A 12,642-nucleotide genomic window follows, 5' to 3' on the forward strand; every position below is an offset into this window, starting at 1 on the left:
GTGAGGGACGTGGCGGGCTTTCCCGAAGATTTCCTCTGGGGTGTGGCTACCTCGGCGTACCAGATCGAAGGCGCGGTAACGGAGGACGGGCGTGGGCCTTCTATCTGGGACATCTTCGTCCACATTCCCGGTAAGATTGCCGACGGCACCGTCGGCGACGTGGCCTGCGACCACTACCACCGTTGGGAAGAGGACGTAAACCTCCTCGCCGAGCTCGGGGTGCGCGCGTACCGCTTTTCCGTCTCCTGGCCGCGCGTTTTGCCAGAGGGCAAGGGAGCGGTCAACGAGCGAGGACTTGATTTCTATCGCCACCTCGTCGAGGCACTTCACTCCCGCGGGATCGCGCCCGTCGTCACCATATACCACTGGGATCTCCCCTTTGCCTTGTACGAAAAGGGAGGGTGGGCGGAGCGGGATACGGCGAAGTACTTCGCCGAATATGCACACCTCCTCTACCGCCGCCTCGAGGGCGTCCCCTACTGGATCACCTTGAACGAGCCGTTCGTCGCCACCGTCTTGGGGTACGTAACTGGCGAACACGCCCCCGGTGAGCAAGATCCGCGCAAGGCCGTGCGCGTCGCCCACCACTTTCTCTTGGGCCACACGCTTGCCGTTCAGGCCTTTCGCGACGAGCACCTCCCGGGTTCCAAGATCGGAATTACGAACCTCATGACGCGCGTACTTCCCGCAAGCGAAGACCGGGAGGTCGTCGAGTTTGCCTACGCCTTCGAACGCCTGCACAACGGGCTTTTCGTCGATCCCCTTTTCACCGGGCACTACCCGCGCGAGGCGCTCCTCGCCTTTGCCCGTATTCTCTGGGGAGAGGAGGGCGCTCGGGACGGCGATCTCGAAGCCTACCTCTACGCCCAACTCGACCTCCCTTTGGAGGACCTCGAGTCCTTCCGTCAGCCCGTAGACTTCCTCGGCGTGAACTACTATTCGCCGACCCGCGTCGCCTTTAATCCAGAGAGCCCCTTTGGGGGTCTTGAGTTTCTCCCGCCCGCGGGAGAGGCGACAGCCATGGGTTGGGAGGTGTACCCCGAGGGACTCACGGAGGTCCTTCTCGACGTCCACAGCCGCTACCCAGGAGTTCCGATCCTGGTTACGGAAAACGGGGCTGCATACGACGACGTAGTGGAAGTGCTCCCCGACGGGACAAAGCGCATCGCGGACGAGGCACGGGCGAACTACATTCAGGCGCACGTGCAGGCCGTACGACGGGCCGTCGAGCAGGGGGCGGACGTGCGCGGCTACTTCGTCTGGTCCCTCCTCGACAACTTCGAGTGGGCCCACGGCCTCTCCAAACGTTTCGGCCTCGTGTACGTGGACTATGCGACGCTCGAGCGCATACCCAAGGCGAGCTTTTTTGCCTACCGGGAGATCGTGCGAACCAACGGCGGGTGACACCTTTGTCCTTCCGGCAAACGAAGGCCTGCAATAGAACAACCGGTGAACGAAGACCGATCCGAGACGAGGAGGTGAGGCGTCCGGGGAGCCGGACCGGGGCGCCGCACGTCCGGCGGCTTTGCCTGCGGTTGCGGCGCCTCCCCGGACCACGGCCGTGTGGAAGGGATTGGGACGAGCCTTTGTATTTTCCTTCCTCTGGGTTTTCCTCGTGGTGGGGATAGGCCATCCCGTTTACGCAGACGCGGCTCCGGGTGACGTCGTTGTCGCTGTGGGCGCCGACCTCACCCCTGAACAGCGCGAACAGGTCCTCCGAACCTTCGGCGTCCAAAACATTCCCCAGGACAAGCTCGTCGTCGTGACGAACGCGGAAGAGCACGCCCTCCTCGGGAAGTACCTCCCTAAGGCGGTGATCGGTACGCGCGCGATTTCCTCCGTCAAGGTGACGCTCCTCGAACCGGGGAAAGGGCTGCACGTGCGCACGGAGGGCATCACCTACCTCACGCCCGCGCAGTACCAGAGCGCCGCGGCTACGGCTGGGGTCAAGGACGCCGAAATCTACGTCTACGCTCCCGTTCCCGTATCGGGGACCGCCGCCCTTACGGGCATCGTAAAGGCCTTTGAAGGGTTGGAGGGCAAGACTTTAGATCCTACGGCCAAGGACGTGGCGGCCGAAGAGTTCTCCACGAACTACCTCCTGAGCGAAAAGATCGGCAAGGAGCAGGCCACCGCCCTCATCCAGCGCCTCAAGGAAGAAATTGCTTCTGGAAAGCTCCGCGACCCAAAGGAAATCCAAGATGCGATCGACCGCGCGGCGCGCGAGCTCGGCGTGACTTTGAGTCCTGAAGATCGCGCCCGCCTCGAGGAGCTCGTCCGCCACCTGCGCGAGGCAAACATCGATTGGAACGCCCTCGCGCGGGAGACGGCCAAGATCAAGCAGGAAGTGGAGAAGTTCCTTCAAGATCCGGCCACGCAAAGCTTCCTGCAAAAGGCGTGGTCCTTTCTTCAGAACCTCTTCATCCGGGTGTGGGAGTGGCTTTCGCAGGTGTTCGGCGGAGGATCGGGGTCCTAAAGTCGTCGTTTTCGCCGGGATCTCGGGAGCAAAGGAACTCTCCTCCGCCGCCTACTCCTCGGGACGAAGTAGGGCCGCGTAGGAAGAGAGTTCCATCCGTCGGGCGAAATGCGCACCGGCGGGCGAACAGCAAAAACCCCCTCGTTCGGCAACCCGAACGAGGGGGTTACGTCCATAGGAATGGCTGCGGGACTAGGACTCGAACCTAGATTACCAGATCCAGAGTCTGGCGTGCTACCATTGCACCATCCCGCAATGCGCGTGCAGAATACATTGTACCCCGCTTCCCGCGGGAAATGCAAGGGGGAGAAAGTACCGTGTCGGCTTCTGCTCTCTCGCTCTTGGCCACGCTTGTAGCCTTGGCATTTGCTTTTGACGTGACGCGCCGGGCCTGGGCGAAACGACGCCCGAGCGACGCCCTCTTCGCCGTTTCTCTGTACATGTTTTCCCTCGCCGCCTTCGGGGAGTTCGTTGGCGGATCGTTCGGCTGGAGCGTCGGCCTCTACAAGCTCTACTACTTTACTGCCGTCGCCCTCGTCGCCTACATGGCCGCGGGTACTCTCTACGCCCGCGACTCCGGGTGGGCGGCGCACGCCTTCCTTGCCTTCACCCTCCTCGCGAGCGTTGCCTTTTTGATCGCCCTCTTGCGCGCTCCGGTCGATCCCGCCCTCGTCGGTACGAAAGGCGCCGTAGGCGGCAGCTACATGCCGCGGGAGGTGCGAATGTTTAGTCCTGTTCTCTCCGGAATAGGTGCGCTGGTGCTCCTCGTCTCCGCCCTCGCGAACTTTTTGCGCACGCGCCGCCGGGGGTTTCTCGCGATCTTTTCGGCGGCTCTCGTTCTCAGCGCAGCGGGCGCCCTCGCCAAATACGTGGACTTGCCCTTGGTGCTCCCCGCTTCTCAGCTCGTGGGTATCGCCCTCTACTATTGGGGCGTTGTAAGTCTTTCCGTCCCCGGGAGGGATCGCCCAGAAAAGGAGCGCGCGTGACGAGAGGGTTCATCGGGTTTCCGGGAAAAATTTGCTCCCGACTCCGGGCATGTCTTTAGTTGACAGGGAAGATGTGGTACAAGAGGCGTAGGGGGACGGGGAAGTCGATTCCCCACCTCCCTCCGGGGCTCTTCTCGGGCGCAGAGCCCTCTCTTTTTCGACTTTATTGAATATAAATCGAGGGAGGTACCCTTTTTCTATGTCGTTAACCGCGAACGATGATGTATATATGAAATGTTTTTTCTGGGGGAAGCTCAAGCGCGATCCCAACGATCCTCGTGATGTCCGCTGTTTGCCTCTAGCCGCACACAGCCTTGACGTAGCCTGTGTGCTGAGAAATCTGGTAGAGCTACCCGGGTTTCGCCGCGCACTGGAAAGGGCGGCCGGTAGGCGGCTCGACGCCGTCGACTTTGATCGGTTGGCGGTTTTGGCGATGCTTCACGACATGGGGAAAGCAAATCTCGATTTTCAAAGGCAAATTTATCCAAACTTTAAAAATAAAGTCGGACACATTCGGGCTATGGCCGCGATCCTCGATCCAGAACTTGGACAAGGCTCACTGTTTGATCAATGGCTTGAAACTTTGCCGCCTGAATTGGAATATTGGTTTTCTGATGAAGATACGGCATTCGGGTACTTTTCTGCGGTATTGTCCCATCACGGTCGTCCGGTGCAGTTCAAAGGGCGGGACGAAGACCGTCGTTTCTCCCTCCCCGGTTGGCAGAAAAGCGTTGAGGGAAATCCTTTCGATGCACTGCGGGAGATTGTCGATTGGTCCCGCAAGACGTTTCCCAACGCGTTCCAAGATGGCCCTGAACTTCCGGCCTCCCCGGAGTTTGTCCACCGGTTTGCCGGCCTCCTCATGTTGGCCGATTGGTTGGGTTCTCATGAACACTGGTTTCCGATTCAATCGGTAACTTGGGAAGAAAGGCGAGAACATAATCAGAGAAAAATTCCGGAAATGCTCAAGGCCGTGGGTCTCGACGTTCGTCCCCTTCGTCCGCATCTCACCGGGATTCGGAGTTTTGAGGAGCGCTTTGGGTTTTCTCCTAACTCCATGCAAGAACGCATCGAGTATCTTGATCCGGATGACGACAGGACAAGACTTCTTATCCTCGAATCCGAAACGGGATCTGGTAAGACCGAAGCGGCGTTGAACTGGTTTTTCAAACTATTTGCCGCAGGCAAGGTGGACGGGCTGTACTTCGCCCTTCCAACCCGTGTCGCCGCGCGAGAACTTTATACCCGTGTACACCGGACGATTCAGCGGTGGTTTCCGGATCCCAAGGTTCGACCCGTAACCGTCCTTGCCGTACCAGGATATGCTCAGGTCGACGGCCTTCCGGTTGAAAAAATTCTTCCCGCCGAAGATGAGGGGAACCGTTGGCAGGAAGATGAACAGATCCGCCTGTACGACCGCCTATGGGCGGCCGAACGGCCAAAGCGTTTTTTGGCGGCAACGGTTGCGGTAGGAACCGTAGACCAGGCACTTCTCTCGGTGGTCAAAGCGGCTCATGCGCATCTTCGTTCGGCGAGCTTGGACCGGAGCCTTTTGGTCGTCGACGAGGTTCACGCTTCGGATGCATACATGACCCATTTGCTCGAGGCGCTCGTACGCCATCACTACCGGATCGGCGGCTATGCGCTCCTCATGTCAGCGACTTTGGGTTCTGCGGCACGACAACGTTACCTTGCGGCGATCGGAGGAAAAAAGGAAAACATCGAGTGGTCAGCTGCGGTGAACACGCCTTTCCCTCGGATCACGTTTGCCGACGGTACGGGAACGGACGTACCGCCGAGGGGAGGAAAACGAGTTCGCCTTACCCTCCTTCCGTTGGCCGAAAAACTCGAGGGTATCGCCCACGAGGTCATCCAGCACTTGCGTTCCGGTGCGCGGGTTCTCGTTGTTTTGAACACCGTAAATCGAGCCGTTTCCTTACAAAAGGCGATTGAAACGCGGATCGAAACCCAACACGACTTGGACGAGCGTTGGCTCTTTCGTTGTCCCGGCTATAAGGGCCAAGAGGTAGTGACGCTTCATCACGGGCGTTTTGCCCCCGAGGATCGCGTGGTCCTCGATGCTTGCGTTTCGAAGCGGCTTGGCCGAGGAAGTGGGAAAGGGCCGATCCTCCTCATCGGTACGCAGACTCTGGAACAAAGCCTTGACCTCGACGCTGACGTGCTCATCACCGACCTTGCTCCGGCAGACGTTCTCCTGCAACGTATTGGCCGACTCCATCGCCACAAGCGGGACGATCGGCCGCCTGCATACCGAGAACCGGCACCTTGCTTTGTTCTTGTTCCCGAGGATGAGCTTCTAAAGTCCTTAAACGAAAAAGGCGAAGTTCGAGATACGTACAAACGCATGGGATACGGGAGCGTCTACGAGGATCTACGAATGCTCGAGCTCACCCGACGGGCAATTGCCGAGCGTCCGGACATCGTGATCCCCCGAGACAATCGCCTCCTTGTGGAATCCGCAACCCATCCGGAGCGTTTGGAGTGCCTCACAGCGGAAAATGTCGCGTGGCGGCTGCACATGGAAAACCGAGAAGGGGCCAAGATTGCCAAAGAAGTTACCGCCAGTTACCAGGTGGTAAGGTACGACGAACCCTTCGGAGAAGTGGAGTTCGACGTCGACGGTGTAAAGGTCACGACCCGTCTAGGCGCCGATACATACCAAGTGCCGCTCGATAAACCGGTGGTTTCTCCTTTCGGTCAAATCCTTCGCGAGGTCCTCATCCCGTCCCATTGGTCTCCCAAAGACCGTCCAGAGATAGCGACCGTCGAGGATGTCCGGGAGGGAGATGAGGTTGTCCTCCGGTACGGGAGCCATCGGTACCGGTACAGCCGTTTCGGCTTGGAGTTAATATCCGACGAGAGAGGAGGTTGACCCGAGCAAGATCACTTGATTTTCCTCGCGTGTGTATGGTTCAATAATACTACGGATTCTAAGCGAGGTGAAAACCTTGAGGTTATTTAATCTTCTTGAAGACCCGATATTTCGTGTCCAGGTGCAGCAGGGCATGGAGCGCTTGAGCCTTCCCGAGGTTTTGGAGTCTCTCGGCCGAGATGAAATCGAGCACTTTGTAGGTCTTCAAAAGCATCAGGAAGACGCGTTCCACGTCTTTCTCTCTTACCTTGGAGCGGCCGTTCTGGCCCGGAATAACGTGAACGATCCAGTTCGCTCAAAAGATTACTGGCGGGACAAGCTCCGCGGATTAGCAGGGCCTGCCGGCGATGATGCGTGGACCCTCGTCGTAGACGATCTGGACAAGCCCGCCTTTTTGCAGCCGCCAATCCCCGAGGGAGATCAAAGACGCCTTGAGGCAACTGCGTTTACGCCGGATGAATTGGATCTTTTGCCTACGTCCAAAAACCACGACCTCAAGAAAGCGCGGGCTTCCTCCGCCGAAGTCGACGTATGGGCGTACGCCCTCATCAGCTTGCAGACGATGAGCGGTTACTACGGCCGAGGGAACCGCGGGATTTCCCGTATGAACAGCGGCTACGGGAACCGGCCAATCGCAGAGGTGGTGCGGAGTTTCCGGCCTGGGCGTAGGTGGCAGGATGCTGTGGAACGTTTGCTTTTGCATCGCCGAGAAGTGCTCGAAGGATCGTTCGGATATGACCCCCATGGGTTGGTCCTCGTGTGGACGGTTCCGTGGGACGGGAAAACAAGCCTTCTCCTACGTCAGCTCGATCCGTTCTACCTCGAGATCTGCCGGCGGATAAGGCTTCGTTCTGACGGGGTGTCCATCGTCCGGGCGGACAGCGTTCCGGCGGACAACGACAGAATTGCCGCCAAGGAGTTCAAGGGGGTGGTCGGCGACGCCTGGTTGCCGGTGGTGACGGACGATTTGAAGGCCTATACCGTTCCGCCGGATGGGTTGAGCGTCGACACGCTACGCCGACTCATCTTTGAAGACGGCTTCAAGCTTGGGGCACTTCAGAAACCATTGGATCACTGGCAGGGAGATGTATACTTTTCCGTGTCCGTGCTCGTACGGGGAGAGGGGAAGACGAACGGCTTTTACCACCGGATCGTCCCCATTCCCGAACGCGTTCACCCCCGGCTTTGGAAGAGGCAGGAGCAGCGCACGACATATGCGCAGTTGAGCAAAAACGCCGTAGAACGGGCAGGGGAGGTACAACACCGCGTTCTAAAGCCGGCGATCTACGCCCTGCTCGGCGGTCTAGAACGCAATGGGCGGGAGAGCGTGACATTTAAGGCGTGGTGGGAGCGGGCGGCCGGGGAGTATACGGCGGCTTGGGAGAACGAGTTTTTCCCGTGGTTGTGGTCCATTCCGGAGGACGAGTCGCGCGACGAGGCGCTTCGGGAATGGACTCGCAAGCTGTACTCCATCGCCCTCGAAGTGCTGCGGGAGACGGAACACCGACTTCCGCGCAAGGAAGGGACGAGGTACCAGACGGTTGCTGCGGCAGAGCGCATCTTTTTCGGCGCTTTCTACAATCGCTTTCCTGAACTCTTTCCGGCGAAAAAAGAGGAGGTGCTCTCGTGAGTACCACGCTGAGGAATTACGTCGAGCGGCTAGAGCAGTACATCGGAGACGATGCATTCCCTACGGGAGAGCGTGCCGCCCTTCGGCGGATGACGCCGACGCAACCGCCGCCAACCGCTCTATATCGTCTGGCCATTCAGATCCTGCCCGAGGATTGGGACGTCGATCTCGGGCGGCGAAAAGACTGGCAGACGTTGGTTGCGGGGATGGCGCTTATGTACCCGTACATTCACGATCCGGGGCGAAGTTTTGGCACTGCGCTAGGCGAAGCTCGCTTCTCGGATTTGCGGCTCGAACGTCTCCTCGCTTCTCGGGGTGACGGCCGAAGGTTGCTGTTTCTTCGCTCCGTTCGCTTTCTCGCTGCGAAGGGGAAGGCGTTCGACTGGACGCAAGCAGCCCGATTTCTATTTGCACGAGATAGCGAACAACTAGAAGAAGTTCACCGTCAGATTGCCAAAGATTATTATCGAGCTGCAAGTGAATATCAAGCTAAAAGCGAAATAAATATTTAGTATAAATTAAAGGAGGAATGAATAATGTTTCTTCAAGTTCACTACCTCACGAGCTATCACGCCAGCTTACTCAACCGGGATGATACGGGGTTGGCGAAGCGAATTCGGTTTGGCGGGGTAGAACGGCTTCGCGTTTCAAGTCAGGCTCAGAAAAAGCATTGGCGCGACTGGATGATGCAGGAAACCTCTTTGCCCTCGGCCATTCGGTCCCGCCACTTCTTTTCCCGCGTAGTCAAAGACGAACTCGTTCGAGAAGGTATGAACGATGCGCTTGCACACGAACTGACTCGCCACCTGGCTCAGGAAGTTTTGCGCGCATCTGGAGAAAAAGATGCTCTGGACAAAACCACATTGGCGATGAAGCAGCCTGTCTTGTTCGGACGGCCGGAGGCTGAGTACTTCAAAAAATTGATCCGTGAAGCAGCAGCCCAAGGAGATACGGAAAATGCTAAAAAATACTTGACTGACATTATTAAAGAGAGCAAAAGCAACATCCAATCCATGCTCCGCCAGGCTGGTTTAGGCAATCCGGCGGTCGGGTTTGAAGGTGCGCTCTTCGGACGTTTCGTCACATCGGATGTTCTGGCGCGCGTGGATGCTCCGGTTCATGTCGCCCACGCCTTTACTACCCACGAACTTCGGACCGAGATCGACTTCTTTACGGTGGTGGACGACCTCGCCGCCGATGAGGAAACGGGTGCGGCCCACGCAGGGGACATGGAGCTTGGCGCTGGGATCTTTTATGGGTATGTTGCCGTAGACGTACCGCTCCTCGTGTCCAACTTGGGCGGTCGTGATCGGAAGGAATGGAAGGCGGATCCGGAAGGGCAGGCGATGGCCCGGGAACTCCTGGAACTTCTCATTCAGGCGATCGCCACGGTTTCGCCAGGAGCCAAACTTGGGGCGACTGCGCCGTATGCCCGAGCGGAGTTTGTGATGTTGGAAGCCGGAGAGGCTCTTCCTCGGAGTTTGGCAAATGCCTTTTTGGAGCCGGTGTCTTTGAACGGAGGCGGAAACGTGCTTGCGAAGTCCGTCGGGCGAGTTGCCGAGTACCTTTCGCAGCTCGAAGGGATGTACGGCGATACGGGTGAAAAGCGGTACGTCGCTTCGCTTCACCCTTGGCCGCGGGAACGGGAGCAAAAAACCAATCTTCCCACCGCAATTCGGGGCACGCTCGACGCGATTTTCGGAGCCGTTGAAGGGTAGGCGAGGGCGGATGAAAGCCTTGGTACTTCGCCTTGACGCTCCCATGCTTTCCTTTGGTACGACTGCCATTGACCATCTAGGATTCACGGATTACTTTCCGGGGACGGCGCTTTTGACCGGATTGATTGGAAACGCGCTGGGCTGGGAGCACCGGGATTTCGATAAACTTCAACGCTTGCAAGAACGCCTCCGGTATGCAGCTCGTTGGGATATCCGGCCCGTGCGAATGGTGGACTATCAGACGGTAGATTTAGGCCAACCCAAAATGGCCGAAGCCGGCTGGACCACCCGCGGAAAGCCCGAGCATCGAACCGGAGGTTCTGCAAAAAAGGAAACCCATCAGAGATATCGCCACTACTGGACGGACGGCCTCATGACCGTTGTACTGACCCTACTTGATGAAGAGGAACCCGATCTCAATCAGATCGCACAGGCTCTTAGACGGCCGTCCCGCCCCCTTTTTCTTGGGCGCAAAAGTTGCCTTCCCTCTCGTCCCCTCCTGGATCCCCATACTCCGATTGTTGAGGGTGAGGACTTGCTTGAAATCCTTCGGCGAGTCCCACGTTGGGTTCGCTCCGTCGGGAAGGATTCTCGACGTCATACGGGTTCAGAAGATCTTCTGCCTGCCTGTTGGCCGGATGAGATCGGGACCCCCTCGGAAATACGCGGCGAATTGAAGCGCGTTTTCGATCTCAGGGACTGGAAGAACCAACTCCCCGCCGGGAGTCGTTGGCGAATGGAAGGTGTGATCGATGTGAAGGAATCCATCGAGGTGAACTGAGATGGGCGTATATGACGTGCATCTAGTGGAGATCACGCTGGATTTTGGAGCCTTGATGCGGTTTTTAAGGGACAAGGGAATGATACCGCGATGGGACGATGAAGACCTAGGATACGGGATCCACACATGGCTCGTATCGGCATTTGGGTCCCTTTCGCCAAAACCGTGGCGCCTCTTTACGACGCGCGGGCGTCCCCCTAAGATCCTGGGGTATGCCCTGCATGACGCGAAGGATCTGCGGGAGCACCTCTTGGCCTATGCCGCCCCGGGGACAATGCGCGTGCTTCTCCAATCGGATCCGGAAACTAGCATCCTGAGCAAACCTATGCCCAGGTTTTTACCCGGGAAATCGCTTGCGTACGAAGTGCTCACGGTTCCCGTGGTCCGAAAGACGACGGTCGACGAAGACGGGGAAGAACGGGGGAAGACGGTCGAGAAAGACCTCTTCCTCCACCATGTCGAAAAACACGGCGGAAGGGCCCAAGAGTCCAGGGCAGAGGTTTACGGGAAGTGGGTCAGGGACCTCCTCGAGAGGGAGTTTCCGGAGACGAAAAAGAGGGCTGTGGACGTTCACGACGCTCGCTTGGAGGGGTTCCGCCTCGTTCGGCAGGTTCGGTATACTCACGGAGAAATGCGGAACCGTAGCCGAATCCTGCGCCCTCAGGCCCTGATTCGCGGTGAACTTACCGTACGCGATCCGGACACGTTTTCCCTGTTGCTCGAGAAGGGTGTCGGACGTCACAAGGCTTTTGGGTACGGAATGCTCTTGTTGAGGCCGGCGCGATGAGCCAGGGGTCGTTTTTGTCGGGGCGCCTTGGTTTGGCTGGTGCGAGGATTCCCCATGCGGATCGACATGGATTGCTTTGGCTTTCGCGCGGCCAACTTTATGTTCAGGACGGGACGTTGATCTTTTCGACGGCAGGGAGCGAGGAATTCGATCCCGGGGTGTATCAGATTCCTTATCAGATGGTGTCCATCATTCTTTTAGGTCCCGGCACCAGCATTACCCATGACGTGCTGAGAATTCTCGCGCGCCACGGAACCCTTCTTGCCGCCGTCGGGGAAGGAGGTGTGAAATTTTACACGGCCCCGCCTATGGGGCAAGGGCGCTCGGACGTAGCCCGCGCGCACGCTCGGCTTTGGGCAGATGAAAAAGAACGGAATCGAATAGCGAGGAAAATGTATTCGATTCGCTTTCAGGAGGACTTTCCGGAAAGAGATATTAGTACATTGAGAGGAATGGAGGGAGGCAGGTTACGAGAATCGTACCGGATAGTTGCTCAGAAGTACGGTATAGAATGGAAAGGGAGGAGGTACGACAGAGAAAATCCTGAAACTAATGACATACCCAATCAATCTATTAACCATGCATCTACATTCGTAGAAGCTGCGGCAGATGTCGCCGTTGCCGCGGTTGGGGCTTTGCCGCCTCTAGGGTTCATCCACGAGGATTCCAGCAATGCCTTTACTTTGGACATTGCCGACTTATGGCGTGTAGAGGTGACCCTGCCCCTTGCGTTTTCTGTCGCCGCTCGCGCACTTAAAGACCCTGGTGTTATTTTAGAAAAAGAAATTCGTTACGAAGCAGCAAAAATTTTTAAGAAAAAGAACTTAATACCAAAAATGATCGACCAAATTAAGGGGTTACTTCATGTCGATGACAATTCTGGTGACTCGTAACGTTTCCGATCGTATGCGAGGATTTCTGGCTTCGTCTATGCTCGAACTTGCTCCGGGAGTATACGTCGGGGTTCGCTTTTCCCCGGCAGTTCGTGAACGCGTCTGGGAGACCGTCGAAGAGTGGTTTATCAGAGAGAGCGGGGCCAGTGTTGTCATGGTATGGCGTGACCCCACGCAACCGGGAGAAATGTCCGTAAAGTTTCTCGGGCTCCCACCCATTGACATTGTCCTGCAGGACGGGTTCCTCCTTGCAAGGCGTCTAAAGGAAATGTAACCTGAAGTAAGTGAGGCGCGAGCTCCGGTCCGTGGTCCTGCGTAAAGCCGAAGACGTCGTGCCGTTGAGCGTCTTCTGGAAGAGGAGTTACCAAGAACCAAAAAAGTAATTGTACCACAGAAAGAGTATTTGTCAAGGGTTTCCCCCGCGCACGCGGGGATGGACCGTGCCCCGGCGCGAGCCTCTAGCCGAAGCGCTGGTTTC

At 57.6% G+C, this 12,642-nt stretch carries 11 protein-coding genes, 1 tRNA gene, 1 pseudogene and 1 CRISPR repeat array (1 of these 14 only partly in view); of the genes and pseudogenes, 12 read left to right on the forward strand and 1 reads right to left on the reverse strand.

Features of this window, described 5'->3' with window-relative positions; all coding sequences use genetic code 11:
• Window positions 1–9: 9 nt before the first annotated feature.
• Together C7438_RS07130 and C7438_RS07135 are read left to right on the forward strand one after the other, a co-directional pair.
• Window positions 10–1,404, forward strand: coding sequence for a GH1 family beta-glucosidase (locus C7438_RS07130; protein ID WP_121444673.1), 1,395 nt, complete (start codon window positions 10–12; stop codon window positions 1,402–1,404).
• Window positions 1,405–1,573: 169 nt separating this feature from the next.
• Entirely contained in the window at window positions 1,574–2,476 is a 903-nt protein-coding gene (locus C7438_RS07135; RefSeq protein WP_170143629.1) for a DUF1002 domain-containing protein, read from the forward strand.
• Between the two features lie 181 nt (window positions 2,477–2,657).
• Here C7438_RS07135 and C7438_RS07140 read toward each other — a convergent pair.
• A tRNA-Gln gene (locus C7438_RS07140) sits at window positions 2,658–2,731 on the reverse strand.
• Between the two features lie 62 nt (window positions 2,732–2,793).
• Here C7438_RS07140 and C7438_RS07145 point away from each other — a divergent pair.
• The 10 genes and pseudogenes from C7438_RS07145 (at window position 2,794) to cas2e (ending at window position 12,438) form a co-directional block, all read left to right on the forward strand.
• The gene (locus C7438_RS07145) at window positions 2,794–3,462 is read left to right on the forward strand and encodes a hypothetical protein (RefSeq protein WP_121444675.1); all 669 of its coding nucleotides are present in this window, start codon (window positions 2,794–2,796) and stop codon (window positions 3,460–3,462) included.
• 229 nt (window positions 3,463–3,691) lie between these two features.
• A pseudogene (locus tag C7438_RS09645) lies at window positions 3,692–4,303 on the forward strand (CRISPR-associated endonuclease Cas3''); the annotation flags it as partial.
• Between the two features lie 120 nt (window positions 4,304–4,423).
• Window positions 4,424–6,355 carry a CRISPR-associated helicase Cas3' gene (gene cas3 / locus C7438_RS07150; protein WP_245956569.1) on the forward strand — a complete coding sequence of 644 codons (1,932 nt, stop codon included), beginning with the start codon at window positions 4,424–4,426 and terminating at the stop codon, window positions 6,353–6,355.
• Window positions 6,356–6,422: 67 nt separating this feature from the next.
• Complete coding sequence (gene casA / locus C7438_RS07155) at window positions 6,423–7,985, forward strand: type I-E CRISPR-associated protein Cse1/CasA (protein ID WP_289626239.1); 1,563 nt, start codon at window positions 6,423–6,425, stop codon at window positions 7,983–7,985.
• Window positions 7,982–8,497, forward strand: a complete 516-nt coding sequence (casB, locus tag C7438_RS07160; RefSeq protein ID WP_121444678.1) for a type I-E CRISPR-associated protein Cse2/CasB — start codon at window positions 7,982–7,984, stop codon at window positions 8,495–8,497. The genes casA and casB overlap by 4 nt, the downstream gene beginning before the upstream one ends.
• A 24-nt stretch (window positions 8,498–8,521) precedes the next feature.
• The gene (cas7e, locus tag C7438_RS07165) at window positions 8,522–9,703 is read left to right on the forward strand and encodes a type I-E CRISPR-associated protein Cas7/Cse4/CasC (protein WP_121444679.1); all 1,182 of its coding nucleotides are present in this window, start codon (window positions 8,522–8,524) and stop codon (window positions 9,701–9,703) included.
• Window positions 9,704–9,713: 10 nt separating this feature from the next.
• On the forward strand, window positions 9,714–10,484 hold the full coding sequence (gene cas5e, locus C7438_RS07170) for a type I-E CRISPR-associated protein Cas5/CasD (protein WP_121444680.1): 771 nt from the start codon (window positions 9,714–9,716) through the stop codon (window positions 10,482–10,484).
• A gap of 79 nt (window positions 10,485–10,563) precedes the next feature.
• Window positions 10,564–11,271: a type I-E CRISPR-associated protein Cas6/Cse3/CasE gene (locus C7438_RS07175; protein ID WP_170143632.1), complete on the forward strand. Its 708-nt coding sequence runs from the start codon at window positions 10,564–10,566 to the stop codon at window positions 11,269–11,271.
• Window positions 11,268–12,164, forward strand: a complete 897-nt coding sequence (gene cas1e, locus C7438_RS07180; RefSeq protein ID WP_121444682.1) for a type I-E CRISPR-associated endonuclease Cas1e — start codon at window positions 11,268–11,270, stop codon at window positions 12,162–12,164. Before C7438_RS07175 ends, cas1e begins: the two co-directional genes overlap by 4 nt.
• Window positions 12,165–12,201: 37 nt before the next feature.
• Window positions 12,202–12,438, forward strand: a complete 237-nt coding sequence (gene cas2e, locus C7438_RS09650; RefSeq protein WP_353653314.1) for a type I-E CRISPR-associated endoribonuclease Cas2e — start codon at window positions 12,202–12,204, stop codon at window positions 12,436–12,438.
• Between the two features lie 138 nt (window positions 12,439–12,576).
• A CRISPR array of direct repeats spans window positions 12,577–12,642; the repeat unit is 28 nt; unit sequence GTTTCCCCCGCGCACGCGGGGATGGACC (it continues 1,182 nt past the right edge of the window).

Origin of the sequence: Brockia lithotrophica, assembly GCF_003633725.1 — a bacterium.
In the GTDB taxonomy this organism is placed as follows: domain Bacteria; phylum Bacillota; class Bacilli; order Thermicanales; family DSM-22653; genus Brockia; species Brockia lithotrophica.